Consider the following 26,731-nt stretch of genomic DNA (forward strand, 5'->3'; position numbering starts at 1 on the left):
AATAGCGAACAAGGGGCATCGCGGTGGCAGCAGAACCAGTGTGGAGTGTGGACCCCCGAACCGGGAAGCCGCGCGAGCAGGTTGCGGTGGAGGCCACAGTCGAGGAGGTGGACCGGACCGTCCGCGCCGCGCACGCCGCCCGCCCCGCGCTCGCCGACCGCGCGACCCGTTCCGCCTTCCTGCGCACGGCCGCCGAACTCCTGGAAGGCGCGCGCGAACCCCTCATCGAGGCCGCCGACGCGGAGACCGCGCTCGGACCCGTCCGGCTCCGCGGTGAACTCGCCCGCACCTGCTACCAGTTGCGCGCCTTCGCGGACATCGTCGACGAGGGCGCCTTCCTCGGGGTGATCATCGACCATCCCGACGACACCGCCACGCCGCCCATCCCCGACCTGCGCCGCTACCGCGTACCGCTCGGCGTCGTCGCCGTGTACTCCGCCTCGAACTTCCCCTTCGCCTTCTCCGTACCGGGCGGGGACACCGCCAGCGCGCTGGCGGCCGGCTGTCCCGTCGTGGTCAAGGCCCACCCCGACCACCCCGCCACCTCCGAACTGGTCGCCGCGGTCCTGCGCAGGGCCGCCTCGGTGCACGGCATCCCCGAGACCGTGATCGGCCTGGTGCACGGTTTCGACGCGGGCGTCGAGCTGATCGAGCACCCGGTGGTCGCCGCCGCCGGGTTCACCGGCTCGATCCGTGGCGGCCGTGCCCTTTTCGACGCGGCGGCCGCCCGTCCCGTACCGATCCCCTTCCACGGCGAACTCGGCTCCCTCAACCCGGTCGTGATCACCGAAGCGGCGGCCGAGGAGCGCGCCGAACAGCTCGGCGCCGGGCTCGCGGGCTCCATGACGCTCGGCGTCGGCCAGTTCTGTGTGAAGCCCGGCCTGGTCCTGGCCCCCGCCGGCGCGGCCGGCGACCGCCTCCTCGACGCGCTCACCGACGCCGTCAGCGACACCGCCGCGGGGGTCCTCCTCGACCACCGGATGCGCGACAACTTCCTCACGGGCGTCGCCGAGCGCGCGGGCCTCCCCGACGTCCACGCCCCCGTGACCCCGGGAGCCGGCAGCAGCCATACGGTCAGCGCGGGCTACCTCACCGTCCCCGCACAGCGCCTCACCGAGGAGAGCGCCCACGACCTGCTCCTGGAGGAGTGCTTCGGCCCCGTCACCGTCGTCGCCCGCTACACCGACGACGCCGAGGTCAGCGCCGTACTCTCGCGGCTCCCCGGCAACCTCTCCGCGACCGTGCACCTCTCCTCCGACGAGGCGGCGGGGAAGGGCAGGGGCGCCGCGATACTGGCCGAGCTCACCCCGCTCGCCGGACGTGTCCTCGTCAATGGCTGGCCCACCGGCGTCGCCGTCGCCCCCGCCCAGCACCACGGCGGTCCCTACCCCGCCACCACCTCGACCTCCACCTCGGTCGGCGGCACCGCGATCGAGCGCTGGCTGCGCCCGGTCTCCTACCAGTCGACGCCCGAAGCGCTCCTCCCTCCGGAGCTGCGCGACGACAATCCACTGGATCTGCCCCGCCGGGTGGACGGGCGCCTGGAACACTGACGCCATGTCGCGTCCTACCGGGGAAGCCCCCCCGACCCTCAGTGAGATCCCCGAACTGCCTTTCCCCCTGCGGGCCTACGGCCCCGACGCCCACTGGTCGTACGAGAAAGGGCTACTGAGCGGCTGGGCGGGCGCCCGCCAGGACCGCTTCGTACCGCCCACCGGTGACGCCCTGGAGCCGGCGTCCGACGCGCCACGGCTGCTCGGCGCGCCGGAGGGCGACTTCCAGCTGATCGCCCGCGTCAAGGCCGGCTTCGGCGCCCCCTTCGACGCGGGCGTGCTGTACGTCCACGTCGCCGAACGGGAGTGGGCCAAGCTCTGTCTGGAACTCTCCCCGGACAGGCCCACCGTCTGCACGGTCGTCACCCGTGGCCACTCCGACGACGCCAACTCCTTCGTCGTGGACGGCGACAGCGTCTGGCTCCGGGTCAGCCGCACCGGCGGCGCGTTCGCCTTCCACGCCTCGACGGACGGCGAGCACTGGACGTTCGTCCGGATCTTCGCGCTCGGCACCAAGGAGCAGGCGGCGTCGGCGCTGGTCGGATTCATGGCCCAGTCGCCGGTGGGCGAGGGATGCGTGGTCTCGTTCGACGGGATCGAGTTCCGCCCGCAGTGGCCGCAGGCGCTCAGGGACGGCTCGTAGCCTCGGACCGCGCCCGTGTCGGCGCCGTGCTCGCGCTGATGACGGCCGGCGCCCTCAGGCCCCTCCGCCGCGCGGCAGCCGCAGGGACGCCAGTGCCGTGGCGGCGAGCAGTACGGCGCTGACGATCAGGCAGATCCGCATCCCGTCCTCGAACCCGCCCGCGACCAGGGAGCCGAACACCGCGATGCTCAGGCCGCCCGCCGTCTGCCGGGCGGCGTTGAGCAGCCCGGCGGCCGTGCCCGCGCGCTCGGCCGGGACCGACTCCATCATCGCGGCGATCAGCGGTGGCAGGGAGAAACCGCAGCCCAGCGCCAGCGGGATCAGCGTGACGGCGGTCAGGGGCAGGGGCGTGTCCCTGCCGACGGACAGCAGGAGGAGCAGTCCGGCGACCGCGACCAGCTGACCCGTGACGATCGGCAGCCGGGCGCCGTAACGGGCCGCGACCTTCGCCGAGAACAGGTTCACCAGCGCCAGCAGACCCGTCATCGGCAGGAACATCAGCCCCGCGCCCAGCGGGGAGAGACCCAGCACCTGCTGGAAGAAGAGACCGAAGACGAAGACCATGCCGTAGAAGGCCACGCTGTTGGCGGAGCCCGCGGCGACGGCCACGGCGACCGTGGGGGAGCGGAAGAGCCCCAGCGGCACGACCGGATGCGGATGGCGCGTCTCGATCCGCAGGAGGGTGGCGAAAGCGGCCACCGCGAGCACCATCGCCCACAGGCCCGCCCGGCCGCCCTCGATCGCGGCGAACGTCAGCGCGCCGAGCGCCACCACGGCGGTCAGCTGCCCGGGCACGTCCAGTGGCGCCGGGCGGGGGCGCGAACGGGCGGTACGGGTCAGCAGCGCGAGCGCGAGCAGCCCCAGTGGCAGATTGATGAAGAAGATCCAGCGCCAGCTCCAGGCACTGGTGAGCGCACCGCCCGCCACCGGGCCCAGGGCGACGGCGACCGTGCCGCCCGCCGCCCACAGCGACACCGCACGGGCCCGCCGCGCCGGATCGGCGTACGCCTCCCGGACCAGTGCCAGCGAGGCGGGCAGCATCACGGCCGCGGCGACGCCCTGCACCACCCGGGCGGTGAGCAGCGCGGGCAGCCCGGGCGCCAGACCACAGGCCGCGGACGCGAGCGTGAAGAGCACGACCCCGCCGGCGTAGGCGCGGCTCGCCCCGGCCCTGTCGGCCAGCGCGCCGGTGGACAGCAGCAGCGCGGCGAAGGCGAGGGTGTAGGCGTCCACGACCCACTGGAGGCCGGTCAGGCCGGTGCCCAGGTCCGCGCCGATCGCGGGCAGCGCGACATTGACGACGGACGTGTCGAGCGTGATCAGCGCGAAGCCGAGCATCGCGGTGGTGAGGGCGGCTCCGGGGCCACGCCCGCGGCCGGCCGGCTGCCCGGTGGGGGCGGACTCGCCTTGTTCGTGGGGGTGTTCGCGCAGTTGCTTCGTAGCCATGCGCCCAGCCTCGCGATCTTCGGCGTTCTAGAGTAGTGGCGGGAATGCCATACGTCCGGAGGTTCTGGCCATGCTCTCGGTTCCACGGCCGCGACGGGTCGCGGTGATCGCCGCCCCGCCCGTCTCGCTGTTCAACCTCTCCATCCCCGAGATGCTCTTCGGCAAGGTCCAGGTGGAGGGCGCCCCGGGGTACGAGACGCTGATCTGCGCACCCGACCCCGGGCCGGTCACCACGGCCGGCGGCCTGGACCTGGTCGTCCCGCACGGCCTCGACGTGGTGGACCGCGCCGACACCGTGGTGCTCGCCGGCAGCGGGTCGTACGAGGAGCCCGACCCGAGGGTCCTCGACGTGCTGCGCCGCGCCGCGGCGGACGGCAAGCGGATCGCCTCCATCTGCACCGGCGCGTTCGCCCTGGCGGCCGCCGGACTGCTGGACGGCCGGGCGGCGACCACCTACTGGACCTACACGGACAAGCTCGCCGCCCGCTACCCCGCCGTGAACCTCCAGGAGGACGTGCTGTTCGTCCAGGACGGGCCGATCGTCACCTCGTCCGGCTACGCGGCCGGGATCGACCTGTGCCTGCACGTCATCCGTACCGATTACGGCGCCGCCGTCGCCAACACCGTGGCCCGGCTCGCGCTGGTCGCGCCCGTACGGCCCGGCGGCCAGGCCCAGTTCACCCAGACCCCGCTGCCGCCCGAGAGCGGGGTGTCCTTCGCCTGCACGCGCGCCTGGGCCATGCGCCACCTCGACGAGCCGCTCACCCTGACCGACCTGGCGCGCCACGCCGGAGTCTCCGTCCGTACGCTCTCCCGCCGTTTCCACGCCGAGACGGGTGTCAGTCCTCTGCAGTGGCTGCTCCACCAGCGCATCGAGCGGGCCAAGGAGCTCCTGGAGACCACGGAGCTGGGCATGGACCGGGTGGCGCGGGCGAGCGGCCTGGGCACCGCCGACTCACTGCGCCGGCATGTCCAGCGGCGGACCGGGCTGACCCCGAGCGCCTACCGGGGCACCTTCACCCGCGTTGCCGGTGATGCCCGCGTCGCGCCGGACGGCCGGCCCACCCGGGAGGTGCCCACCGGCCGGGGGTCCCTTGACGCGCCGGACCGCATGGACGCACCCGGGCCCCGGGTCGCGCCCGGGCCCGTCGTGCGCCGGAGCGCAACCGGCGCACGCCTTCCCGCGTCCCTCCCGGCATGATCAGACGTGCCACGCCCGACGATCTCGACGCCATCGCCGTCCTCCACACCGAGGCCCGGGCCACCTACTACCGGGGCCACATCCCGGACGCCGACTTCGAGGGCCCGGCCGAGCTGGCCAGGACCCGTGCCAACTGGGCCGCGGCGGTCGAGCGCCGCGCGGTGCTCTGCGCCGAGCGGAACGGCGAGATCGCCGGAATCGCGGCCTACGGCATCCGCGACGGCGTCATGAACCTCACCCAGCTCCATGTCGCCCCCGCCCGCTGGCGCCAGGGCGTCGGCACCGAGCTGCACACGGCATGCGTCGACGCCTGGCGGAGGGACGGCGTCCCCACCGCACGCCTGGAGGTGTACGAACACAACACCCGCGCCCAGGCCTTCTACACCGGCCGGGGCTGGGAACCGGACCTGGCTGCTCCGCGCTCCGGCAGCCACCTCGTGCTCCGCCTCACACTGGCGCCGCCCCAGGAATGAGCCGGGCGGGGGCCGCGTTGCCCCCGGAGACCGCGGAGGGTGCCTCCGCACCGTACGACCTGGAGAGAAGCAGACACATGCGCGTCGAGATCTGGAGCGACATCGCCTGCCCGTGGTGCTACATCGGGAAGGCCCGCTTCGAGAAGGGGCTCGCGGCCTTCGCCCACCGCGACGACGTCGAGGTGGTGCACCGCTCCTTCGAGCTCGACCCGGGCCGGGCCAAGGGCGACACCGCGCCGGTGATCGACATGCTGGCCAGGAAGTACGGCCGCACCCGCGAGGAAGCGCGGGCCATGGAGGAGCACGTCGCCTCCAACGCCCGCTCAGAGGGCCTCGGTTACCGCACCGAGGGCCGCGACCACGGCAACACCTTCGACATCCACCGGCTGCTCCACCTGGCCCGCGAACGCGGCCGCCAGAACGAGCTGCTGGACGTCGCCTACCGGGCGAACTTCGCCGAGGAGCGCTCGGTCTTCGACCCCGAGGTGCTGGTCGGCCTCGCCGTCGAAGCGGGCCTCGACGAGAGCGAGGTGCGCGCCGTCCTCGCCGACGAGGAGGCGTACGCCGACGCCGTACGGGCCGATGAGCGCGAAGCCGCCGAGCTGGGCGCGAACGGTGTGCCCTTCTTCGTCCTCGACCGGCGCTACGGGATCTCCGGCGGCCGGCCCGCGGAGGTCTTCACCCAGGCGCTGGAGCAGGCTTGGGAGGGCCGGTCCCTCCAGCCGGTCGGCGCCCAGGGCGAGGCGTGCGACGCCGACGGCACCTGCGACATATAAGTAACGCTTGGGTGTACCCCTTAACTTTAAGTAATTGACTTTGAGTCGGAGGCGTTCCAGGGTGGAGCCATGGAGACCCTGGGAGGCGCCGAGTTCGCGCCCGCACAGACGTACTTGAACACCTCGAGCTGTGGGCTGCTGCCCCGCCGGACCGTGGAGGCCGTCAAGCAGCTCGCCGAGGAGAACGCGGCAGGCCGGCCCGGAGGGGCGGGTGACTTCGACCGGGTGGCGGCGGCCCGGGACGGCTTCGCGAAGCTCGCCGGCGTCCACCCGGACCGGGTCGCCGTCGGCTCGTCGGTCTCCGTCCATGTCGGCCTGATCGCCCAGTCGCTGCCCGCCGGCGCCGAAGTCCTCCTGCCGGAGGGGGAGTTCAGCTCGGTCATCACCCCCTTCCAGGTGCGCGGCGACCTCAAGGTCCGCCTCGTGCCCCTGGAGTCGCTGGCCGATGAAGTGCGCCCGGGGACGGCACTGGTCGCCTTCTCCTCGGTGCAGTCGGCGGACGGCCGGAGCGCCGACCTGGCGGCGGTGCGGGCCGCGGCGGCCGCGCACGGCGCCCGTACGCTCCTCGACGCCACCCAGTCGGCGGGCTGGCTGCCGCTGGACGCGGGGGAGTGGGACTACACGGTCGCCGGCGGTTACAAGTTCCTGCTCTGCCCGCGCGGGACGTCCTTCCTGACCGTCACCGAGGAGGCCCAGGACTCCTTGGTGCCCATCCACGCCGGCTGGGTCGCGGGGGAGGACGTGTGGGCCAGCACCTACGGTCCGGTCGCCGAACTGGCCCACTCTGCCCGCCGCTTCGACGAGCCTCCGGCGTTCCTCTCGTACCACGGAGCCGAGCAGTCGCTCGCGCTGTTGAACGAGATCGGGATCGAGCGGATCCACGCCCACAACACGGCCCTCGCCGCCCGCTTCCGGGAGGGAGCGGCCCGGAGCGGCCATGAGGTGGTGCCGGGCGACTCGGCGGTCGTGGCCGTGCCGGGGCTCGGCCACCGCCACGGCGACCTGGCCCGCGCCGGGGTCCTCACCTCCGACCGGGCGGGCAACCTCCGGCTCTCCTTCCACCTCTACAACTCGGCCGCGGACGTGGACCGGGCGCTGGACGTCCTGGACGGCGCGACCTAGATCCCGGGGCAGTCCCCCGCCGCGTCCTTGCAGAGGTTCTCCTCCACCAGGGACAGGAGCCGGGCCAGTTCGCCGCGCTCCCGCGCGTCGAGGCCCTGGAGGCTGCGCTCCTCCAGGCCGCTCCAGACCTGGGCGACCTCGCCGCCGAGCGAGCCGTTGTCGCAGGTGGCTTCGACCAGGACGGCCCGGCGGTCCGCCGGGTCGGGGGAGCGGCGGACGTGCCCGGCCTGCTCCAGGCGCTGCAGCATCTTGGTGACGGTCGACGGGTCGAGCTCGACGGCCTTGATCAGATCCGACTGGCGCACCGGGCCGGAATCCCACAGGCACATCATCAGGAACTCCTGGCCCGGGTAGAGGCCGACCTCCTTGAGCGCCTTGCCGGCGGCGATCCGGTGCAGCCGGGCCACACGGGCCAGGGCATGGCTCACCGGGCCGCCGCGCGCGGCGGACGGCAGTGTCGCGGTGGGACAGGCGGGGTCTGCCGGCTCGGACATCGGAACTCCCTCGGTCGCGCCTCCGCGGTACGGCCTCCGCGGTGCTCCCACCAGATTACCTTGGTCGGCCAAGCAATGCGTTACAGTGCTCTCGGTGGAAATACTTGGCCGACCACAATTTGGTCGGCCACATAGTGCTCTGGGGGCATTCAGTGACCACAGCTTTCGACCCGATCGACCTCGCCGGCACCCGTCTGGCCAACCGCATCGCCATGGCGCCGATGACCCGCAGCCGCGCGAAGGGCCGCGTCCCGACCGATCTGACCGCCGAGTACTACGCCCAGCGCGCCTCGGCCGGCCTGATCATCACCGAGGGCACCCAGCCGTCCGCCGTCGGCCAGGGGTACCCCGACACCCCCGGCCTGCACAGCGCCGAGCAGACCGCCGCCTGGCGCACGGTCACCGACGCCGTCCACGCCCAGGGCGGGAAGATCTTCGCCCAGCTCATGCACGCCGGCCGGATCGGCCACCCGGACCTCCTGGACGACGGCCTGCACCCGGTGGGCGCGTCCGCCGTGGCCGCCGTGGGCCAGGTCTACACCCACGAGGGACCGAAGGCCTTCCCCGTCCCGCTCGAGCTGTCCGACGCCGACGTCCACCGCACCATCGAGGAGTTCGTCATCGCGGCGCGCAACGCCGTGAACGCCGGCTTCGACGGCGTGGAACTGCACGGCGCCAATGGCTATCTGATCCACCAGTTCCTCGCGCCCGGCACCAATGTGCGCAGCGACGGCTGGGGAGGCTCCGTCAAGGGCCGCATCCGGTTCGCCGTCGAGGTCGCCAGGGCCGTCGCCGCCGAGATCGGCCCCGAGCGCACCGGCCTGCGGATCTCGCCCGGAAACCCGTTCAACGGCATCGACGAGCCCGAGCCGGAGCCGACGTACACCGCGCTCGTCGACGCGATCGAGCCGCTCGGCCTCGCGTATCTGCATGTCGCCGAGGGCGGCTCGAACCCGCGCGAGCTGACGCTGGCGCTGCGCAAGCGCTTCTCGGGCACGTTCATCCTCAACCCGCTGACGCCGAGCCCGACCGGTGCCGAGTCGCTCGGGCTCGTCGAGGACGGCACCGCGGACATCGTCTCCTTCGGCGCGCTGTTCCTGGCCAACCCGGATCTGCCGGCCCGCCTCGCGGCCGACGGCCCGTACAACACGCCGGACCAGGCGACGTTCTACGGCGGCGACCACAAGGGTTACACCGACTACCCGGCGCTGTCGCGGTAGCACGACGGCTAGACGCCGCGACGGCATGACGAAGGGGGCCCGTCGCCCACGGGCGACGGGCCCCCTTCGTCATGCTCAGCGCACCGGGGTGAAGTCCCGTGCGCCGATGAACTCGGGCCGCCGCACGGGCGCCGCGAACGGCTCCTCGGCGGCGTTCTCCACGCTGTTGAAGACGATGAAGACATTGCTGCGCGGGTACGGGGTGATGTTGTCCCCCGAGCCGTGCATGCAGTTGCAGTCGAACCAGGTCGCCGAACCGGCACGCCCGGTGAACAGCTTGATCCCGTGCGCCTCGGCCATCCTCGTCAGGGCCTCGTCCGACGGGGTGCCGGCGTCCTGCATCTGCAGCGACTTCTTGTAGTTGTCCTTCGGCGTCTCGCCCGCACAGCCGAGGAACGTCCGGTGCGAGCCCGGCATGATCATCAGGCCACCGTTGGTGTCATGGTTCTCGGTCAGCGCGATCGACACCGACACCGCGCGCATCCGCGGCATCCCGTCCTCCGCGTGCCAGGTCTCGAAGTCCGAGTGCCAGTAGAAGCCGGACGCGCCGAATCCGGGCTTCACATTGATCCGCGACTGGTGGACGTAGACGTCCGAGCCGAGGATCTCCCGGGCCCGGCCCACGACCCGCTCGTCGCGCACGAGCCGGGCGAACACCTCGCTGATCCGGTGGACCTCGAAGACCGAGCGGACGTCCTGGGACTTCGGCTCGACGATCGAGCGGGCGTCGGCGCGGATCGCCGGATCGGCGATCAGCCGGTCGAGCTCCGCCTTGTAGACGGCGACCTCGTCGTCCGTCAGCAGCCCGGGGTCGGTGAGGAAGCCGTCCCGCTCGAACGACTCCAGGCCCGGGGCGGACCCCCAGACGACCGGATCCCGGCGCGGGGTCGCGACCTCGGCGGCGCCACGGGTGGGGTACAGGTCGGTCAGTACGTCGGTCATGGCTCAGGCCTCCTCGGTCAGCAGGGGATAAACGCCGTTCTCGTCGTGGTCCTCCCGTCCGGTGACCGGCGGGTTGAAGACGCAGACGCAACGGAAGTCCGTCTTGGGGCGCAGAGTGTGCCGCTCGTGGCCGTCCAGCAGATACATCGTGCCGGGCTCGATCCAGTGCGTCCGGCCGGTCTCGTTGTCGGTGAGCTCGGCCTCGCCCTCGACGCACAGCACGGCCTCGATGTGGTTCGCGTACCACATCGACGTCTCCGTACCGGCGTACAGCACGGTCTCGTGCAGTGAGAAGCCCACCTTCTCCTTGGCGAGCACGATGCGCTTGCTCTCCCAGGTCCCGGAGGCCGACTTCACATGGCGTTCGGTGTTCTCGATGTCCTTCAACGATCGGACGATCACGGTGGTGCAACTCCCTTGTGTACGTGGTGTTCAGGCGGTCTCGCGGACCGCGCGGGCCAGCGTGCGCAGCCCCTCGTCCAGCTCGTCGGGGGTGATGGTCAGCGGCGGCAGCAGCTTCACGACCTGGCTCTCCGGCCCGGAGGTCTCCAGCAGCAGGCCCAGCTCGAAGGCGCGGGCGCACACTGCCGACGCGCGGGTCCGGTCGGCGAACTCCAGGCCCCAGACGAGGCCGCGGCCGCGGAAGTGCGCTCCGTAGGCGGAGTTCTCCTCGCAGATCGACAGCAGCGCCTGCTCGACCTGCTCGCCGCGGGCGATGGTCTGCTTCTCCATCTGGCCGTCGGCCCAGTAGGCGTCGAGTGCGGCCGCCGCGGTCACGAAGGCCGGGTTGTTGCCGCGGAAGGTGCCGTTGTGCTCGCCCGGCTCCCAGATGTCCAGCTCCGGCTTGAACAGGCAGAGCGACATGGGCAGTCCGTAGCCGCTGATGGACTTGGACAGGGTGACGATGTCCGGGGTGATCCCGGCCTCCTCGAAGGAGAAGAACCCTCCGGTGCGGCCGCAGCCCATCTGGATGTCGTCGACGATCAGCAGCATGTCCTGGCGGCGGCAGAGGTCGGACAGCGCGCGCAGCCATTCGTTGCGGGCGACGTTGATGCCGCCCTCGCCCTGCACGGTCTCCACGATGACAGCCGCCGGCTTGTTGAGCCCGGAACCCTGGTCCTCCAGGAGGCGCTCGAACCACAGGAAGTCCGGCACCTGGCCGTCGAAGTAGTTGTCGAACGGCATCGGGGTGCCGTGGACCAGCGGAATGCCGGCCCCGGCGCGCTTGAAGGCATTGCCGGTGACGGCGAGCGACCCCAGCGACATGCCGTGGAACGCGTTGGTGAAGGAGACGACCGACTCGCGGCCCTTCACCTTGCGGGCGAGCTTCAGCGCGGACTCGACGGCGTTGGTCCCGGTCGGGCCCGGGAACATCACCTTGTACGGCAGATCGCGCGGCCGCAGGATCACGTTCTGGAAGGACTCCAGGAACGCGCGCTTGGCGGTGGTCGCCATGTCGAGGCCATGGGTGATGCCGTCACGCTCGATGTAGTCGATCAGCGCCCGTTTCAGTACGGGGTTGTTGTGACCGTAGTTGAGTGAGCCGGCACCGGCGAAGAAGTCCAGATAGCTGTGGCCGTCCTCGTCGGTGAGGCGGGCGCCCTGCGCGCGGTCGAACACGGCGGGCCAGCCGCGGCAGTAGCTGCGCACCTCGGACTCAAGGGTCTCGAAGACACTCAGGGCGGGCGGGGTGATGGTCACGGCGTTCTCCTCGGTGGGGGGTACGGGGTTGCTTCAGGCGGTGATCGGGCCGATGCGGTACAGCACCTCTGGCTGGTGGGTCCCTTCGGGGAAGAGCCCGCCGTCGAAGAGGACGGCACGCTCCAGGGACGCGCCCCGGCGCTCGGCGTACGAGGTGAACAGCCGGTCCGACGCTGTGTTGTCCGGCGTGACCGTGGTCTCCAACGTGTCGATCCCGAGACCGGCCGTGCGGGCGGTCAGCGCGTCGAGCAGGACCCCGGCCAGCCCTCGGCCCCGGTGGTCGTGGTCGACGGCGACCTGCCAGACGACCAGCGTCCGCAGGCGCTCCGGCCGGACGTACCCCGTGACGAAGGCGATCGGCTCGCCGTCGGAATCCCGCGCCACCACTGAGGTCGCCGCGAAGTCACGGCACCACAGCAGGTAGCTGTACGAGGAGTTGAGGTCCAGGACCTCGGAGTCGCGGGCAATTCGCCAGATCGCGGCTCCGTCCTCCACTCGTGGGCTGTCCAGAACAATGGCTGCTTGTGCGGCGGTCATGCGGATTGAATTTACCGATCGCATTCGGAAATTGCATGCCCCGAAGGTGTTGGGCGCACGCGGAAAGTGTGTTATCGCGCGGGCGCGGCCGATGCGCGAGCCATCGCTTCGGGAGGCCCATCTGCCCAGAAATATCCGGGCAGAAAGGGCCTCCGACCAGGGGTGATGTGGAGTCGGTCACACAATGGAAATCACCCCGGCGCCTGTCCGAATTGCCCTTATGGTGCTGTGTGAAAATCTTTGCGTTTAGGTCTGGGAAATCCGGGCAGAAGAATGCGGTGAGCTATCTCCGGTGAATTCCGTTCTGTTATCCGGGATTCAAGGCCAATTCTGCTTTCTCGGCAAGTGCGCGCCGTGACTTCTCCGGCCACGCTCACAGACGCCCCCGTCATGCCGCGGTCCGCCGGAAGGCGGAACAGCGGTCCCCTCCCGCTCGTTCGGCCGGGGTTTCCGTCCCTCCCGGGAACCAGGCGCGCCCACGAAGCAGTTGAGCACCACAGTGATCACGAACGGCGATGAGTGGGGGCGTTCCCGTGGAGCTGCGTCAGCTGGAGTACTTCGTCGCGGTGGCGGAAGAGCTCGGCTTCGGGCGAGCCGCCGAGCGGCTGCACATCGTCCAGGCCGCGGTGAGCCGGCAGATCGGCCGGCTGGAGCGGGAGCTCGGGCTGCGACTCTTCGACCGCTCGACCCGCCATGTGCGGCTCACCGCGGCGGGGGAGCGGCTCCTGCCCGAGGCGCGGGCCGCACTGGCCGCCACCGCACGGGTACGGGCCACCGCGGCGGGCATCGCGGCCGGGACGGACGGCCTGGTGCGGCTGGGGACGAGCCGGGCGTTCGCCGACCGCGTCTACCGCGCCCTCGACACCCTGGCCGCGCACCGGCCCGGGCTGCGCGTCCGGCTGGAACGGGCACCCCAGGAGGCCCGGCTCGCCGCCGTACGGTCCGGCCTGTTCGACGCGGCGATCGTCCGCACCCTGCGCCACGCGGAGGGGCTGACCCTCCACCCGCTCTGGGCGGACCCCCTGATCGCGGCGCTGCCCGCCGCCCACGTGCCGGTGGACGGGCCCGGCGCCGCGATCGGCCCCGTCGACCTCGACCGGCTCGCCGAGCTGCCCCTGCGTCTCGCCCCGCGCGACGCCAACCCGGCCTTCCACGACCTGATCACCGGCGCGCTGCCGCGCTGGCTGCCGGGGCCGCCCTTCACCACGCTCCAGGAGACGCTGACCGAGCTGGCCGCAGACCCCGAACCCTCGTGGACCGTCTTCTATCCGGTGGGCCCGCTGCCGCCGACCGACCGGATCGTCTTCCGTACGCTCCCGGGACTCACCGTCCCCGTCTCGCTCGCCGTACGGGCTGAGTCCCCCGCCCCACCCGTACAGGCACTGCTCGACGCGCTCACCGCCACGCCCCGGTGACCGCCCGCCGCGCGCCCGGGAGGTCCACCGCCGCGCCCGTCTCGCCGAGCGCCGCGCCCAGCGCCGCCAGCGACGACTCCACGACCTTCGGCGTCGCGTCCCGGCCGTAGTGGTTGACGCGGATCATCTCCTTGGACAGCGCCCCGCCACCCGCGACCAGCGGCACCGAGGGGTCGGCGGCGAGCGCCCGGGCCACCAGCTCGGCCGCGTCGGTCCCCGACGGCGCGCGGAGCGTCGTGGCCACCGGCGCCGCGTCGCGTGCCTCGTGGACATACGGCTCCAGGCCGCCGCCCAGCGCCGACGCGCCGGCGCGGGTGGCCGCGGCGGCCGAGGCGTGGCGGGCCATCAGCGCCGCCAGACCCTCCTCCTCGACGCGTTCCACACTCGCCTCGAGAGCGAGCATCTCCAACTGCGCCGGAGCGTGCGGCAGCGCCCTTCGGCCGCTGTCGATCCAGCGCTCCTTCCAGTCCAGCAGGGAGAGGTACGAACGCCGGGGCGCCGCCGGGTTCGCGGCGAACCGCGCCCAGGCGCGCTCGCTCACCGACACCGCCGAGACCCCCGCCGGACCGCCCATCGCCTTCTGCGCGCCGATGACGCACAGATCCACGCCCCATGCGTCCGGCAGCACCGGCTCGGCGCCGATCGACGCCACGGCGTCGAGGTGGAACAGCGCGCCGTGCGCCCGCACGACCTCGCCGATCTCCGCCACCGGGTTGGTGTTCCCGGTCGCCGCCTCGGCGTGCACCAGCGAGACGAAGTCGATCTCCGGGGTCTCGGCCAGCGCCCGCTCGATCTGCGCGGCCGTCACCGCCGTGTGGAACGGCACCTCCAGGTCGATCACCCGCGCCCCGCAGTCCCGGAGCCAGTTGCCGAACGTCTGCCCGTACGGCCCGGTGATCACGTTCAGCGCGGTCGAACCGGGCCGGGCCCCGCTGCGGATGCACCCCTCCAGGGGCAGCAGCGCCTCGCCCTGCGTGATCACCACGTCCTGCTCGGTGGAGAGCAGGGCGGCGACCCGCCGCTCGATGTCCGCGAAACGCGCGGCGGTCAGCGGGGGCAGGTCCAGCAGCGGGTGGGTCACGGCGGTGCTCACTTCGGTCGGAATCGGTGTTCACTGAGGTCCTCGACCGAGGGTAGAGCAGGGCTCGTACAGTGCTGGGCATGAGCGATCACATGGTGCTGCGGGTGAAGGGGCGGGTGCTCGTCGGCCCGGAGGACGTACGGGACGAGCTGTGGGTCGTCGACGGACGGATCACCTACGACCGGCCGGCCGCCGAGGCGGTGACCGTGTCCGGCTGGGTCCTGCCCGGACTGGTCGACGCGCACTGCCATGTGGGGCTCGACAAGCACGGTGCCGTCGACGAGGCCACCAGCGAGAAGCAGGCCCTCACCGACCGGGACGCGGGAACCCTGCTCGTCCGGGACGCGGGCTCCCCGGCGGACACCCGCTGGATCGACGACCGCGACGACCTGCCGAAGATCATCCGCGCGGGGAGGCACATCGCCCGCACCCGCCGCTACATCCGCAACTACGCCCACGAGATCGAGCCGGAGGACCTGGTCGCGTACGTCGCCAGGGAGGCCCGGCGCGGCGACGGGTGGGTCAAGCTGGTCGGCGACTGGCTCGATCGCGACGCGGGGGACCTGGGGGCCTGCTGGCCGCGGCCCGAGGTCGAGGCGGCCATCGCCGAGGCGCACCGGCTGGGCGCGCGGGTCACCGCGCACTGCTTCGCCGAGGACTCCCTGCGCGATCTCGTCGAGGCGGGCATCGACTGCATCGAGCACGCCACGGGACTCACCGAGGACACCATCCCGCTCTTCGCGCGGAGGGGGGTGGCGATCGTGCCGACCCTCGTCAACATCGCGACCTTCCCGCATCTCGCGGACGGCGGCGAGGCCAAGTTCCCGCGCTGGTCGGCGCACATGCGACGGCTGTACGAGCGCCGGTACGACACGGTGCGCGCCGCCTACGACGCCGGGGTCCCCGTCTTCGTCGGCACCGACGCGGGCGGCTCCCTGGCCCACGGACTCGTCGCGGCGGAGGTCGCCGAACTCGTCACGGCGGGCATTCCGCCCGTCGAGGCGCTGTCCGCGACCACCTGGGGCGCCCGGCAGTGGCTGGGGCGCCCGGTCCTGGAGGAGGGCGCCCCCGCCGACCTGGTCGTCTACGACGAGGACCCGCGCGCGGACGTCAGGGCGCTGGCAGCCCCGCGCAGGGTCGTCCTGAACGGCCGGGTCATCGGCTGAGAAACGCCAACCGCGCCTTCTTCTCCGGGAGGTACACCTCCGGCAGGTCGATCTCCGGCAGCACGATGTGCGGCCCGAGCGTGAACCCGAGCCGCACCAGCCGGGCGATGGCCTTCTCGTTGGCCGCGTCCGGCTCCGCGACCAGCCGGACGCGGTCGCGCAGCGCGAAGTCCATCAGCGCGCCCAGGAGTTGACCGGAGAAGTCGGGCCGGGGCGTCGTGGCGGGCGCGACCAGGAGGTGCACGCCGAGATCGCCGGGCTCGACGTCGTAGCACTCGCTGACCCGGTCGGCCGAGGGCTCGTACGTCTGGAAGAGGGCGACCGGTTCGCCGTCGAGACGGACCAGGAAGCCGTGGTGGGTGGTGAGCGAGTCGAGGTGCGCGTAGATCTCCCGCACCTGCTCCTCGGTGGCCTCGGCCATGCCCCAGAACCTGGCGCGGTCCTGGCCGACCCAGGAGTGGATCAGGGCGGCGTCCCGCGCGGGGTCGACGGGGGCGACACGGACGGTCCCGAAGCCGTCGACGGTCTGCTCGTGGACGGCCTCGGCCGGCGGCCCCGGCGGAGGATCGGTCAGCGGCCCGGTCGCGGGCCGGGTCACCGGGTCAGTGGTCATGACGCTCCTCGGCAGTCTCGGCGGTGTTGAGGGTCTCGGGGGCCGCGGGGGCCCCGGCCGGGTGGTGCGGTGGGCTCAGGCGGTGCCAGTCGGTGATCACCGGGGCGAGGTCTCCGCGCAGCCAGAGCGGCAGCTGGTCGCGCCGGTGCGGGTCGCCCGCGACGCCGGACGCGCCGAACGGCACGACCCAGAGGCTGTTGTCCCGGTCGGCCAGGTCCCAGACATAGCGGGCCGCCGGGCCCCGGGCGCTGCGGTCGGTGAGCCCTGGCACGCTCGACGTGGACAGGACGCAGTCGTGGTCGCCGTCGAGGCCGGGCCACTGGTCGTCGTCCCCTTCGTCCAGCGCCGCCCACGGCGCCAGCCGGTGCGACGCCCCCCAGACCGGTGGGATCTCCCCGGCCGCCACTTCCTCCAGGGCCTCGTGCACGAGCGTGGCGACGTCTTCGGCGGGGACGGGGCCGGCCGTCAGCAGGGTCTCCAGAGCGAAGCCGACGCGCGGCGTGAGCGCGAGCCACGGCTGGAACAGGGCGGGATACGGCAGCGGCTCCGCGAGCCCGGCGAGCGCGGGGTGCGCGGCCAGTCGCCGTACGACGCCGTGCCGCACGGCCGCGTACGCCCCGGCATCGGCGCTCCCGGCGTCCATCCGCCGGTCCCAGTCGAGGAGTCGCGCCCGCAGGCGTCCGGCGGCGGGGGTGAGAGCCGGACCGGGGGAGAGGACGGGGGCCGGCTCAGGCAGCGGCCCCAGGGACGCGAGCACCTTCAGGAGCGGGCCGGATGAGGCGAGCCGGGTGTCCATGTGAATGGCGGTCAGGGCACGGGCCGACCAGGACTTCTCCGTCGACAGCAGCTCGGAGATCCGGTCGGCGCGGTACGGCGGCGCGAACTCGACGCCCAGCGGCCCGGCCAACCCCCGCTGGTTGGCCATCACCGCCACGCCGTCGACCTCCGCGCGCGGCAGCGGCTCGTACCGGCCGTGCCAGATGTGCGCGCCGTCCCACGCGGGGACGACCCGCAGCCGGTTGTCGTCGTGGCGCCGCGGGACCAGGCCCGCCACGCGGTGCAGCAGGCCGCCCGCGGTGTCCGCGGCCTGGACGACGTTGACGGGCTCCACCCAGCGGTCGAAGGCCCGGTCCACGTCGGCGACCGTGCGCGCGGCCAGCAGGGCGGGCAGGGCGGTGAAGCCCGACTCGCCGGTCACGCGCGGCGGGTAGCGCAGGCTGATCGCGGTGTCGCCCTCCGGCGCCTGGATGACGACCGGGCCGCGGTCCGTCTCCAGCACCTCGACGGTGACCGGCTCGGCCTCCGCCACCTCGATCGTCTCGGTGTGGGCGTGAACCGGCTCCCAGCCGTCCGGGCCGAGCGCCTCGACCCGCCCCTCGACGCGCCGCAGCCGCTCGCGGTAGAGATCCTGGTAGTCGGCCATGGCGTTGGTGATCGCCCAGGCGACGTGTCCGGTGTGCCCGAAGTGCGCCAGACCGGGAACACCCGGGACGGCGAACCCCACCACGTCGTACTCGGGGCACGCCAGATGGATCTGCTGGTAGACCCCGGGCGCCTCGATGAACCGGTGCGGGTCGCCCGCGATCAGCGCCGCGCCCGTGGTGGTCCGGTCGCCGGCGACGAGCCAGCCGTTGCTGCCGGAGGTGCCGGGACCGTCCGTGGCGAAGAGCCCGGTCCACTCCTCGCCGAGGCGCGTCGCGACCTCCTCGCGCCACAGCTTGGTGGGGAAGCCGGCGAAGAGGATGTGCGTGGACAGCCAGACCGCGAGCGGCGTCCAGGGCTCCCAGCGGCCGGGCGCGAGTCCGGTGGCGGCGAATTCGCCCGCCCGGTCCGCACCGTCGGCGAGCCCGTCGTTGACCCCGGCCACGTACGTCGTGACCCACGCCGCGGTCTCGGGGTCGAGGTTCTCGAAGCAGCGCCGCGCGGTGTCGGCCAGCCGCGCCTGCCGGGCGAACGTGTCCCAGCCGACGGCGTCAGCGCCGAGGAAGGCGGCCGTACTGCCCTGGGCCCGGTGGCGCTCGACCTCCAGCTGCCATGCCCGGTCCAAGGCCGTGTGGCGGCCCTGGGCGAAAGCCAGTTCGGTCGGGTCGGCGGCCCGCAGATGCGGGATCCCCCAGGCGTCCCGGTAGGCCTCGATGCTCACAGTGTTCCGATCTCTTAGGTAAGGCTGCCCTAACTATTACACGGCCCGATGACCTCCGACCCGCCGCCCCGGGATGATCGTCGGGTTGACCCGCCGTAACCGTGTTTCAACGCCCTCGTTAAAGCACTTTGTGCGTTCTTCCTGGTCGCCACTCCGTCGCACCCCGGCCGGGGTGACGCGCGAGGTCAGGTGGAACGCCTGTGCCGGAATATTCGAATGTGAGCGCGGAAACACCCCTTTGGGGTGAACTCACCTCAGGTGTACGTGAGTTCACTCTCCGTGCGTAAAGATTCCGGTGTCTCAAGTCGCCGTGCCCACGTGTCCCCGTGGGCCGACGGGGCGACGCCATGTCTCCTGTGGGGGTTCCACCATCTTGAACAGCAACACCTTCCGCCTGCCCGCACGCCGCTCCGCCGCCGCCGCGGCCGTGGCGGCACTCGCCGTCGGGCCCGTGGTTCTCGCCGCTCCCTCGGCGCACGCCACCGGCGGGGAGGGACGCGCAAGCGCTGTCGTCCTGCGGACCGGTCTCGACGTCTCCCTGCTCAACAAGACCGTGAACGTGCCGCTCGACACCACGCTGAACGAGGTCAAGGCGCCGGCGAACGCCGACAAGACGGCGCTGACCGTCGAACTGGACGGAGTCGACAAGGGCAAGCCGTTCAGCGTGCTGCGCGCCGACGTGGCCACCGCGAGGGCCACCGTCGACAAGAAGAAGGCCGAGGGCTACACCAACCTCGCCAAGGCCCGCGTACACCTGCCCGGGCTGCCCCTGCTCTCCCTCGTCGAGATCGAGAAGGTGACCTCGAAGGCGGTCTGCGAGGCGGGCAGGCGGCCGGTCGCCGAGTCCAACCTGCTCGGCCATGTCACCGTCCTCGGCAAGAAGGTGACCCTCTCGACCGGCGGCACGACCCGGGTCGACGTCCCGGGCGTGGGACGGGTGACCCTGGACCTGTCCAAGACGCGCACCACCTCGCGCACGGCAGCGGCGACCGCGCTCGAACTGAAGGTGTCGGTCAACCCGCTCAAGCTGAACGTGGCCGAGGTCAACGGCGTGGTCACGCTCGCCGAGGCGACCTGTGAGTCGCCGAAGCCGGACGGAAAGCCCACCCAGGAGCCGAGCGACAAGCCCTCGGACACGCCCATCGACAAGGGCGAGCCCACCACCGCCGGCGTCACCGCCCACGGCGGCAGCGAACCCACCCGGCAGAACCTCGCCGAGACCGGGGGCAGCTCCACCACGCCGTACGTGGCCGGCGGCGCCCTGCTGCTCGTCGGCGCGGGCATCGGCGCCCTCGTGCTGACCCGCGCCCGCGCACGCGCCCGCGGCTGAGCGACGGCCATACGCACCTGAGCGCGGCGCCCGCCGGGGCGGACGCCGCGCTCAGGAACACCTCGACCGGGGCGCACCCATCGGGCGCGTCTACCGCTTCGCGGAGCCCACCATCACCAGCGCCTGGTCCAGCGCCTGCAGAAAGCGGTTCGTCGTCGCCCGGTCCCGCACCGCGAGCCGCAGCCACTCCGTCCCCAGGCCGGGAAACGTGTCACCGCGACGGGCCGCGAAACCGAGCCCCCGCAGCCTCTCCCGTACGGCGTCCGCCCGCTCCATCCGCACCAGGACGAACGGCCCCTCGGCCGCCTCGACGGCCTGGACCTCGTCGAACTCGGCGAGTCCCGCCAGGAGATGGGTCCGCTCCACCGTGATCCGGTGCGCCGCGTGCTCCGCCTCCGCCAGCGCCGCCCGCGTCATGCACGCCTCGGCCGCCGCCAGCGCCGGTGTCGACACCGGCCACAGCGGCTGCGCCCGCTCCAGCGCCGCGATCGTCTCCGGCCCGGCCAGCACATAGCCGATCCGCAGCCCCGCGAGCCCCCAGGTCTTGGTGAGGCTGCGCAGCACCACGAGCCCCGGCACATCGGTGCGTCCGGCCAGCGCTTCCCGCTCGCCCGGCACCGCGTCCATGAACGCCTCGTCGACCACGAGCGTGCGTCCCGGCCGGGCCAGCGCGGCGATCGTCCCGGCCGGATGCAGGACCGACGTCGGGTTGGTCGGATTGCCGATCACCACCAGATCGGCGTCCTCGGGCACGGCGGCGGGGTCCAGCCGGAAGCCGTCCCTCTCGCTCAGCAACACCCGCGTCACCTGGTGTCCGGCGTCCCGAAGCGCCGCCTCCGGCTCGGTGAACTGCGGATGCACGACGACCGGCCGCCGCGCCGGAAGCGCCCGGGCGATCAGTACGAACGCCTCGGCCGCGCCGGCCGTCAGCAGCACCCGCTCCGGCGGGAGATCGTGGCGCGCCGCGACGGCGGAGCGCGCCGCCCGGCCGTCCGGGTACGCCGCGAGCCCCGTGAGCGAGTCCGCGATCCGCTGCCGCAGCCACTCCGGAGGAGTGTGGTCGCGGACATTGACCGCGAGATCGATCAGCTTCTCGTCCCGTACCTCCGCGTCACCGTGGTGGCGCAGATCGTGGACGCCATCGGCAGGAGGAATGCCGGCATGACCGTCGTGGACGTCGTGAACGTCAGGGTGCGTATACATGGCCGCCGTGGTGTGGGTGGGGGGTTGGGGGGTGGACGGCAGTCCGTCGGGGACGGCCTGCCGGTGGAGCGACTCCCGGGGGAGTAACTCCGCGGCGGATCCGACGACATCGGCGGACCGCACTCGGCGTCGGGCGGGGCGCCCGCTGGACACCACCGTGAAAAGGGGCGCGGCGAACGCCGTTTTCTCAGCGGTGTACCCGTGTCCCTCGGACAACAATCGCGAGGATGAGCCAGGTTCAGCGAGGGTAAACCCGTACATCATGGACGTCCCCGGGGGCCTGGGGGAAGGGAGTCGACCGGTCCGTCGACACGGGCCACCGCACAGGTCGCCCTTCCCACCCGCCCCAGAGGTGTCGACTTCCGCTTGGGAACCACCAGTTCACCGCCGGCGGCCAGCGCCGCGGCCTCCGCCACCGAAGCGGTCCCCACCGCGGCGAGCGCCGCCCCGGACGGATGGGGCACCGCCACCCCGGCCAGCAGCTCGGCCGGATACGCGCGCAACGGCACCCCGAGCCGCGCCGCCGCCCCGGCCACCCCCGGCTCCGCCGCCTTCGCGTCGACCGTCGCCACCGCGACCACCGCCGTCAACGCCAGGCCCGCGTCCCGGAGCACCGCCTCGATCAGGTCCGTCACCTCGTCCACGGACACACCGCGACCGGCACCCACGCCGATCACCAGCCCTCCCGGCCCGCTCACCGGACCGCCCCCGGCAGGGACACACGGCACAGCCGGATGTGCGCGCGGCCCCCTCCATCGGATAGCAAAGGCCCATGGCCGTATTCGTCGCGCTCGGCGCGTTCCTCATGACGCTGTTCGGCGGCTGGACGGCCGGCCGGGTCACCGACCGGCGTCATCTGGTCCTGGGGCTGGCCGGGGGCCTGATGCTCGGCGTGGTCGGCCTCGACCTGCTCCCGGAGGCGATGGAGGCGGCGGGCGGCGATGTCTTCGGCGTCCCCGAGGCGCTGCTGCTCTTCGTCGGCGGCTTCCTGCTCGCGCACCTGGTCGAGCGGCTGCTGGCCGTCCGGCAGGCCGCGCACGGGGTCGCCAGGGACGAACGCGTCCCCCAGGTCGGCCTGACCGCCGCCGCCGCGATGGTCGGGCACAGCCTGATGGACGGTGTCGCGCTCGGCGCGGCCTTCCAGGTCGGCGGCGGCATGGGCGCGACCGTCGCGCTCGCCGTCATCACTCATGACTTCGCCGACGGGTTCAACACCTACACGATCACCAGCCTCTACGGGAACGCCCGCAGCAAGGCCGTCGCGATGCTCGTCGCCGACGCCCTCGCGCCCGTGGTCGGCGCCGCCTCCACGCTGTTCTTCACGCTCCCGGAACAGCTCCTCGGCGGTTACCTGGGCTTCTTCGGCGGCGCGCTGCTCTACCTCGCGGCCGCGGAGATCCTTCCCGAGGCCCACCACGACCACCCGGCGCGCTCGACACTGGCGTGCACGGTCGCCGGAGTGGCGTTCATCTGGCTCGTCGTGGGCCTGTCGGAGGGCTGACATCGCCGCTCACACCCGGCAGTGCGCGACGAATCTGCCGGCGGTCCCCGGAACCGCCGCCCAGTGCGTGTGCAGATAGCTGGCGTGCACGCTCCCCTGGACGAACCCCTCCACACGCCGCTCGGGCTGCCGCAGCCCCCAGGCCGGCGCCGGCCCGGCACCGGGCTCGATGACCGTGCGATGGAATTCGTGCCCCCGCATCCGGGTGCCGGCGGCGGCCAGCGGGCTGTCGCTCACCGCGACGGCGTCCCGGTAGCCGAGCGTCAGCCGCTCCGACATCCGCGCGTCGGCGTCCAGCACCCCGCACATCGGCTTCCCGTCCAGCGTCCTGGCGAGATACAGCAGCCCCGCGCACTCCGCGGCCACGGGCGCGCCGCTGCGCGCCAGCGCGGTGACGGCCTCGCGCAGACGGGCGTTCGCCGACAGCTCGGAGCCGTACATCTCGGGAAAACCGCCCCCGATGACCAGTCCGGCGGTGCCCTCGGGCAGCCGCTCGTCGTGCAACGGGTCGAAGGGAACGACCTCGGCGCCGGCCGCGGTGAGCAGCTCGGCGTGCTCGGCGTACGAGAACGTGAACGCGGCGCCGCCCGCGACGGCGACCACGGGACGCCCGGACCCGGCCGGCCCGCTGGGCACGAGCCCCGCGGCGGACCCGGACGCCCCCACCGCCGCCCCGGGCTCCCACGCCTCGTCCGACAGATCCGGCGCCGAACGCGCCAGCGCCAGCAGCGCGTCCAGGTCGCACCCCGTCCGTACCTGCTCGGCCTGCGCCGCCACCGCCGCCACCGCGGCCGCCTGCCGCTCGGCGACCGGCACCAGGCCCAGGTGCCGCGACGGCGTCGCCACGGCCGGGGCGCGCCGCAGCACCCCCATGACCGGGACGCCCGACTCGCCCAGCGCCTCCCGCAGCAGATGCTCGTGGCGGTCGGTGGCGACCTTGTTCAGGATCACCCCGCCGATCCGCACCTCGGGGTCCCAGGACGCGAAGCCGTGCACCAGGGCCGCCACCGAGCGGGACTGCGACGAGGCGTCGACGACCAGCACGACCGGCGCCCTGAGCAGTTTGGCGACCTGCGCCGTGGACGCCAGCTCGCCCTGGTCGGCAGCGCCGTCGTAGAGCCCCATCACGCCCTCGACGACGGCCAGTTCACAGCCGCGCGAGCCGTGGGCGAAGAGCGGCGCGATCAGATCCGTACCGCACATGAACGCGTCGAGGTTCCGGCCCGGCCGGCCGGTGGCCAGCGCGTGGTATCCCGGGTCGATGTAGTCCGGGCCGACCTTGTGCGGCGAGACGGCCATGCCCCGCCGCGCGAACGCGGCCATCAGGCCGGTCGCGACGGTGGTCTTGCCCGCGCCCGAGGAGGGCGCGGCGATGACGAGACGTGCTACCACTCGATGCCCCGCTGGCCCTTCTGACCCGCGTCCATCGGGTGCTTGACCTTCGACATGTCGGTGACCAGATCGGCGAAGTCCACGAGCTCCTGCGGGGCGTTGCGGCCGGTGATCACCACATGCTGCTGCCCGGGCCGGTCCCGCAGCACCTGGACGACCTCGGCGGTGTCGATCCAGCCCCAGTGCAGGAGGTAGGCGAACTCGTCGAGGACGTAGAACTTGTACTTCTCCTCCGCGAGGTCGCGCTTGACCTGCTCCCAGCCCTCGCGGGCCTTGTCCTCGTGCGACTGCTCGCCCTCGGCGGGCGCGCGCTGGATCCACGACCAGCCCTCGCCCATCTTGTGCCAGTCGACGGTCCCGCCCAGGCCGGTGGCGCCGAGGGCCTTGAGCGCGTTCTCCTCGCCGACCTTCCACTTGGCCGACTTGACGAACTGGAACACCCCGACCGGCCAGCCCTGGTTCCAGGCGCGCAGCGCCATGCCGAACGCGGCCGTCGACTTGCCCTTGCCGACACCCGTGTGCACCATCACGAGCGCCCGGTTGCGGCGCTGGCGGGTGGTGAGACCGTCCTCGGGTACGACGGTCGGCTGTCCCTGCGGCATTAAGCGGCCCTCCTCGTTGTCTGCGCGGCCTGTCCGGCCCGCACGTCTCTGACCAGTCCGGCGATGCTGTCGGCGCGCAGCTCGTCGAGCGTGACGGCGGCGCCGCCGAGATCCCGGGCGAGCTGCCCGGCGAGACCGAGCCGCACGGGTCCCGTCTCACAGTCCACGACGACCGACGCGGTGCCCTCGGAGGCGTGCAGCCGGGCGGCCCGTGCGGCGAGCGCCACCGGGTCGGCGCCGCCGCCGGTGGCCCGGCCGTCCGTGACGACGACCAGCAGGGGGCGGCGCGACGGATCGCGCAGGCGCTCCACCCGCAGCACGTCGTGCGCCTTCAACAGCCCGGAGGACAGCGGCGTCCGGCCACCCGTCGGCAGCTGCTCCAGACGCGTGGCGGCCGCGTCCACGGATGAGGTCGGCGGCAGCGCCACCTCCGCCTCCTTGCCCCGGAAGGTGACCAGTCCGACCTTGTCGCGCCGCTGGTACGCGTCGAGCAGCAGCGACAGCACCGCGCCCTTGACCGCGCCCATCCGCTGCCGGGCCGCCATCGACCCGGAGGCGTCGACGACGAAGAGGACCAGATTGCCCTCCCGGCCCTCGCGGGTGGCCTGCCGCAGATCGTCCCGGCGCACCTCGAGCCCCGGCCCCGACCGGCCCCGCGCCCGCTGATGGGGAGCCGCCGCCTGCACGGTCGCCGCCAGATGCAGCTTGGTGAGCGCCCCGCGCGGCCGCCGCGACCCGGTGGTCCTGCCGTGCTCGGTACGGGCCCGGGAGCGGCGGCCCGCCGCGCCCTCGCCCAGCCCGGGAACGCTCAGCATCTTCGTACGAAAGGGCTCGGCGGCCTTCACGGGCGCGCGCTCGCCCGCGCCCCCACCGGGGGGCGGTGGCGGCGCGCTCTCCTCCGACCGCGCGCTCTCCGGCGCCTCCGCGCCGTCGGGGCCGTCGCCCTGGGGCGGCACACCGCCCCCACCGCCGGGGCCGCCGCCGTCGGGACCCGGGTCCGGGTCGTCGTCGCCCGGCCCCTCCTCCTCGCCCTTGAACTCCTCCAGCGTCTCGTCGAGCTTGTCCTCGTCCAGACCGGGGGCGTCGAAGGGGTTGCGCCTGCGCCGGTGGGGGAGCGCCAGCAGCGCGGCCTGCCGAACGTCGTCGGACGTGACCTCCGTGCGCCCCGCCCACGCGGCCAGCGCCGTCGCCGTCCGCGCCATCACGATGTCCGCGCGCATGCCGTCCACCTCGAACGCCGCGCAGGTGGCGGCGATCTGCAGCAGCGCCGCGTCGCCCAGCCGCACCTGGGGCAGCAGCGCCCGGGCGGCCACGATCCGCTCCCGCAGCGTCGTCTCCTCGCCGGCCCAGCGCGCCGCGAAGGCCGCCGGATCGTCGTCGTGGGCGAGCCTGCGCCGGACCACCTCGACCCGCAGCTCCGGCTCGCGCGAGGCCGCGACCTCCACCGTGAGCCCGAAGCGGTCCAGCAACTGCGGCCGCAGTTCGCCCTCCTCCGGGTTCATGGTCCCGACGAGCAGGAAACGCGAGGCGTGCCGTACGGAGACGCCTTCACGCTCGACGTACGAGGCGCCCATCGCGGCCGCGTCCAGCAGGAGGTCGATCAGATGGTCGTGGAGGAGATTGACCTCGTCCACGTACAGGATTCCCCGGTGCGCGGCGGCGAGCAGCCCCGGCTCGAAGGCCTTCACGCCCTCGGAGAGCGCCCGTTCGATGTCCAGCGCACCGACGAGCCGGTCCTCGGACGCGCCCACCGGCAGCTCCACCATCCGGGCCGGACGGGACGCGGCCGGGCCGGTCGCGTGCGGCCCGTCGGGGCACTGCGCGTCGGGAGCCGCCGGATCGCAGCTGAAGCGACAGCCCGCGACCACCGGCACCTCGGGCAGCAGGTCGGCCAGGGCCCGCACGGCGGTGCTCTTGGCGGTCCCCTTCTCGCCGCGTACGAGGACACCACCCACCGCCGGGCTGACGGCGTTCAGCAACAACGCCAGCCGCAGGTCGTCCATGCCGACGACGGCGGTGAACGGATACCGGGTGCTCATCGGGTGATCGCTCCTTCAAGTCGCGGTCGTTCAGGTCGCTGTCGTTCGGGTCGCTGTCGTTCAGGGCGCGGGTGTGCGGGACGCCCTCGTCCGGGTCGCTCCGGTGCGGGACACTGTCGCGCGGCCCGTGCGCGGGTG

25 protein-coding genes are annotated in these 26,731 nt (G+C 73.0%); 11 read left to right on the plus strand and 14 right to left on the minus strand.

Annotated features, from left to right (window positions below):
- Window positions 1-23 precede the first annotated feature (23 nt).
- Window positions 24-1,553: an aldehyde dehydrogenase (NADP(+)) gene (locus ACZ7J0_RS18855; protein ID WP_470888678.1), complete on the plus strand. Its 1,530-nt coding sequence runs from the start codon at window positions 24-26 to the stop codon at window positions 1,551-1,553.
- Between the two features lie 4 nt (window positions 1,554-1,557).
- Window positions 1,558-2,196: a DUF1349 domain-containing protein gene (locus ACZ7J0_RS18860; protein ID WP_470888680.1), complete on the plus strand. Its 639-nt coding sequence runs from the start codon at window positions 1,558-1,560 to the stop codon at window positions 2,194-2,196.
- A 54-nt stretch (window positions 2,197-2,250) separates the two neighbouring features.
- Here ACZ7J0_RS18860 and ACZ7J0_RS18865 read toward each other — a convergent pair whose 3' ends face one another.
- Window positions 2,251-3,642, minus strand: coding sequence for an MFS transporter (locus ACZ7J0_RS18865; protein WP_470888682.1), 1,392 nt, complete (start codon window positions 3,640-3,642; stop codon window positions 2,251-2,253).
- 70 nt (window positions 3,643-3,712) lie between these two features.
- Between ACZ7J0_RS18865 and ACZ7J0_RS18870 the strand changes: the two genes are divergently transcribed.
- From ACZ7J0_RS18870 to ACZ7J0_RS18885, 4 genes are all read left to right on the plus strand, one after another.
- Window positions 3,713-4,843: a GlxA family transcriptional regulator gene (locus ACZ7J0_RS18870; protein WP_470888684.1), complete on the plus strand. Its 1,131-nt coding sequence runs from the start codon at window positions 3,713-3,715 to the stop codon at window positions 4,841-4,843.
- The gene (locus ACZ7J0_RS18875; protein ID WP_470888686.1) at window positions 4,840-5,316 is read left to right on the plus strand and encodes a GNAT family N-acetyltransferase; all 477 of its coding nucleotides are present in this window, start codon (window positions 4,840-4,842) and stop codon (window positions 5,314-5,316) included. The genes ACZ7J0_RS18870 and ACZ7J0_RS18875 overlap by 4 nt, the downstream gene beginning before the upstream one ends.
- 77 nt (window positions 5,317-5,393) lie before the next feature.
- A complete protein-coding gene (locus tag ACZ7J0_RS18880) occupies window positions 5,394-6,092 on the plus strand; it encodes a DsbA family oxidoreductase (protein WP_470888688.1) in 699 nt (232 codons plus the stop codon).
- A 69-nt stretch (window positions 6,093-6,161) separates the two neighbouring features.
- A complete protein-coding gene (locus tag ACZ7J0_RS18885) occupies window positions 6,162-7,214 on the plus strand; it encodes an aminotransferase class V-fold PLP-dependent enzyme (protein ID WP_470888690.1) in 1,053 nt (350 codons plus the stop codon).
- Here the strand turns inward: ACZ7J0_RS18885 and ACZ7J0_RS18890 are convergent.
- A complete protein-coding gene (locus ACZ7J0_RS18890) occupies window positions 7,211-7,708 on the minus strand; it encodes a MarR family winged helix-turn-helix transcriptional regulator (protein ID WP_470888692.1) in 498 nt (165 codons plus the stop codon). The two genes, ACZ7J0_RS18885 and ACZ7J0_RS18890, sit on opposite strands and share 4 nt — an antisense overlap.
- A gap of 152 nt (window positions 7,709-7,860) precedes the next feature.
- On the opposite strand from ACZ7J0_RS18890, the gene ACZ7J0_RS18895 reads away from it, so the two are divergent.
- Window positions 7,861-8,928: an alkene reductase gene (locus tag ACZ7J0_RS18895; protein ID WP_470888694.1), complete on the plus strand. Its 1,068-nt coding sequence runs from the start codon at window positions 7,861-7,863 to the stop codon at window positions 8,926-8,928.
- Window positions 8,929-9,003: 75 nt separating this feature from the next.
- Here ACZ7J0_RS18895 and thpD read toward each other — a convergent pair whose 3' ends face one another.
- Genes thpD through ectA form a run of 4 tightly spaced genes read right to left on the minus strand, consistent with a single transcriptional unit; the run spans window position 9,004 to window position 12,108 of the window.
- Window positions 9,004-9,870, minus strand: a complete 867-nt coding sequence (gene thpD, locus ACZ7J0_RS18900; RefSeq protein WP_470888696.1) for an ectoine hydroxylase — start codon at window positions 9,868-9,870, stop codon at window positions 9,004-9,006.
- Between the two features lie 3 nt (window positions 9,871-9,873).
- Window positions 9,874-10,272, minus strand: coding sequence for an ectoine synthase (locus ACZ7J0_RS18905; RefSeq protein ID WP_470888698.1), 399 nt, complete (start codon window positions 10,270-10,272; stop codon window positions 9,874-9,876).
- Between the two features lie 30 nt (window positions 10,273-10,302).
- Window positions 10,303-11,571, minus strand: coding sequence for a diaminobutyrate--2-oxoglutarate transaminase (ectB, locus tag ACZ7J0_RS18910; RefSeq protein ID WP_470888700.1), 1,269 nt, complete (start codon window positions 11,569-11,571; stop codon window positions 10,303-10,305).
- Between the two features lie 33 nt (window positions 11,572-11,604).
- Window positions 11,605-12,108 (minus strand): diaminobutyrate acetyltransferase, encoded by a 504-nt coding sequence (ectA, locus tag ACZ7J0_RS18915; RefSeq protein ID WP_470888702.1) that lies wholly within the window; start codon window positions 12,106-12,108, stop codon window positions 11,605-11,607.
- A gap of 533 nt (window positions 12,109-12,641) precedes the next feature.
- Here ectA and ACZ7J0_RS18920 point away from each other — a divergent pair.
- Window positions 12,642-13,523: a LysR family transcriptional regulator gene (locus ACZ7J0_RS18920; RefSeq protein ID WP_470888704.1), complete on the plus strand. Its 882-nt coding sequence runs from the start codon at window positions 12,642-12,644 to the stop codon at window positions 13,521-13,523.
- On the opposite strand, the gene ACZ7J0_RS18925 is transcribed toward ACZ7J0_RS18920, so the two are convergent.
- The gene (locus tag ACZ7J0_RS18925; protein WP_470888868.1) at window positions 13,504-14,604 is read right to left on the minus strand and encodes a pyridoxal-phosphate-dependent aminotransferase family protein; all 1,101 of its coding nucleotides are present in this window, start codon (window positions 14,602-14,604) and stop codon (window positions 13,504-13,506) included. The genes ACZ7J0_RS18920 and ACZ7J0_RS18925 overlap by 20 nt on opposite strands.
- Before the next feature lie 80 nt (window positions 14,605-14,684).
- On the opposite strand from ACZ7J0_RS18925, the gene ACZ7J0_RS18930 reads away from it, so the two are divergent.
- Window positions 14,685-15,770, plus strand: a complete 1,086-nt coding sequence (locus ACZ7J0_RS18930) for an amidohydrolase family protein (protein WP_470888706.1) — start codon at window positions 14,685-14,687, stop codon at window positions 15,768-15,770.
- Here the strand turns inward: ACZ7J0_RS18930 and ACZ7J0_RS18935 are convergent.
- Window positions 15,760-16,383 carry a GNAT family N-acetyltransferase gene (locus tag ACZ7J0_RS18935; protein WP_470888708.1) on the minus strand — a complete coding sequence of 208 codons (624 nt, stop codon included), beginning with the start codon at window positions 16,381-16,383 and terminating at the stop codon, window positions 15,760-15,762. The two genes, ACZ7J0_RS18930 and ACZ7J0_RS18935, sit on opposite strands and share 11 nt — an antisense overlap.
- Entirely contained in the window at window positions 16,373-18,526 is a 2,154-nt protein-coding gene (locus ACZ7J0_RS18940) for a penicillin acylase family protein (RefSeq protein WP_470888710.1), read from the minus strand. Before ACZ7J0_RS18940 ends, ACZ7J0_RS18935 begins: the two co-directional genes overlap by 11 nt.
- 373 nt (window positions 18,527-18,899) lie before the next feature.
- Here ACZ7J0_RS18940 and ACZ7J0_RS18945 point away from each other — a divergent pair, with 373 nt between their 5' ends.
- Complete coding sequence (locus ACZ7J0_RS18945) at window positions 18,900-19,856, plus strand: SCO1860 family LAETG-anchored protein (protein WP_470888712.1); 957 nt, start codon at window positions 18,900-18,902, stop codon at window positions 19,854-19,856.
- 90 nt (window positions 19,857-19,946) lie between these two features.
- On the opposite strand, the gene cobC is transcribed toward ACZ7J0_RS18945, so the two are convergent.
- Both cobC and ACZ7J0_RS18955 read right to left on the minus strand, forming a co-directional pair.
- Window positions 19,947-21,059: an Rv2231c family pyridoxal phosphate-dependent protein CobC gene (gene cobC / locus ACZ7J0_RS18950; protein ID WP_470888714.1), complete on the minus strand. Its 1,113-nt coding sequence runs from the start codon at window positions 21,057-21,059 to the stop codon at window positions 19,947-19,949.
- 260 nt (window positions 21,060-21,319) lie between these two features.
- Window positions 21,320-21,757 (minus strand): cobalamin biosynthesis protein, encoded by a 438-nt coding sequence (locus tag ACZ7J0_RS18955; RefSeq protein ID WP_470888716.1) that lies wholly within the window; start codon window positions 21,755-21,757, stop codon window positions 21,320-21,322.
- A 74-nt stretch (window positions 21,758-21,831) separates the two neighbouring features.
- Between ACZ7J0_RS18955 and ACZ7J0_RS18960 the strand changes: the two genes are divergently transcribed.
- Entirely contained in the window at window positions 21,832-22,560 is a 729-nt protein-coding gene (locus tag ACZ7J0_RS18960; protein WP_470888718.1) for a ZIP family metal transporter, read from the plus strand.
- Window positions 22,561-22,569: 9 nt separating this feature from the next.
- Here ACZ7J0_RS18960 and ACZ7J0_RS18965 read toward each other — a convergent pair whose 3' ends face one another.
- Genes ACZ7J0_RS18965 through ACZ7J0_RS18975 form a run of 3 tightly spaced genes read right to left on the minus strand, consistent with a single transcriptional unit; the run spans window position 22,570 to window position 26,593 of the window.
- Window positions 22,570-23,952 (minus strand): cobyrinate a,c-diamide synthase, encoded by a 1,383-nt coding sequence (locus tag ACZ7J0_RS18965; RefSeq protein WP_470888720.1) that lies wholly within the window; start codon window positions 23,950-23,952, stop codon window positions 22,570-22,572.
- On the minus strand, window positions 23,946-24,554 hold the full coding sequence (gene cobO, locus ACZ7J0_RS18970) for a cob(I)yrinic acid a,c-diamide adenosyltransferase (RefSeq protein ID WP_470888722.1): 609 nt from the start codon (window positions 24,552-24,554) through the stop codon (window positions 23,946-23,948). The genes ACZ7J0_RS18965 and cobO overlap by 7 nt, the downstream gene beginning before the upstream one ends.
- A complete protein-coding gene (locus ACZ7J0_RS18975) occupies window positions 24,554-26,593 on the minus strand; it encodes a putative cobaltochelatase (protein ID WP_470888724.1) in 2,040 nt (679 codons plus the stop codon). Before ACZ7J0_RS18975 ends, cobO begins: the two co-directional genes overlap by 1 nt.
- Between the last annotated feature and the right edge of the window lie 138 nt (window positions 26,594-26,731).

The organism is Streptomyces sp. NPDC038280, from assembly GCF_055600045.1.

Coding starts and splice junctions, on each gene's coding strand:
- ACZ7J0_RS18860 (WP_470888680.1), top strand. CDS start 1,558: ATGTCGCGTCCTACCGGGGAAGCCCCCCCGACCCTCAGTGAGATCCCC.
- ACZ7J0_RS18865 (WP_470888682.1), bottom strand. CDS start 3,642: ATGGCTACGAAGCAACTGCGCGAACACCCCCACGAACAAGGCGAGTCC.
- ACZ7J0_RS18870 (WP_470888684.1), top strand. CDS start 3,713: ATGCTCTCGGTTCCACGGCCGCGACGGGTCGCGGTGATCGCCGCCCCG.
- ACZ7J0_RS18875 (WP_470888686.1), top strand. CDS start 4,840: ATGATCAGACGTGCCACGCCCGACGATCTCGACGCCATCGCCGTCCTC.
- ACZ7J0_RS18880 (WP_470888688.1), top strand. CDS start 5,394: ATGCGCGTCGAGATCTGGAGCGACATCGCCTGCCCGTGGTGCTACATC.
- ACZ7J0_RS18885 (WP_470888690.1), top strand. CDS start 6,162: ATGGAGACCCTGGGAGGCGCCGAGTTCGCGCCCGCACAGACGTACTTG.
- ACZ7J0_RS18890 (WP_470888692.1), bottom strand. CDS start 7,708: ATGTCCGAGCCGGCAGACCCCGCCTGTCCCACCGCGACACTGCCGTCC.
- thpD (WP_470888696.1), bottom strand. CDS start 9,870: ATGACCGACGTACTGACCGACCTGTACCCCACCCGTGGCGCCGCCGAG.
- ectA (WP_470888702.1), bottom strand. CDS start 12,108: ATGACCGCCGCACAAGCAGCCATTGTTCTGGACAGCCCACGAGTGGAG.
- ACZ7J0_RS18930 (WP_470888706.1), top strand. CDS start 14,685: ATGAGCGATCACATGGTGCTGCGGGTGAAGGGGCGGGTGCTCGTCGGC.
- ACZ7J0_RS18935 (WP_470888708.1), bottom strand. CDS start 16,383: ATGACCACTGACCCGGTGACCCGGCCCGCGACCGGGCCGCTGACCGAT.
- cobC (WP_470888714.1), bottom strand. CDS start 21,059: ATGTATACGCACCCTGACGTTCACGACGTCCACGACGGTCATGCCGGC.
- ACZ7J0_RS18960 (WP_470888718.1), top strand. CDS start 21,832: ATGGCCGTATTCGTCGCGCTCGGCGCGTTCCTCATGACGCTGTTCGGC.
- cobO (WP_470888722.1), bottom strand. CDS start 24,554: ATGCCGCAGGGACAGCCGACCGTCGTACCCGAGGACGGTCTCACCACC.
- ACZ7J0_RS18975 (WP_470888724.1), bottom strand. CDS start 26,593: ATGAGCACCCGGTATCCGTTCACCGCCGTCGTCGGCATGGACGACCTG.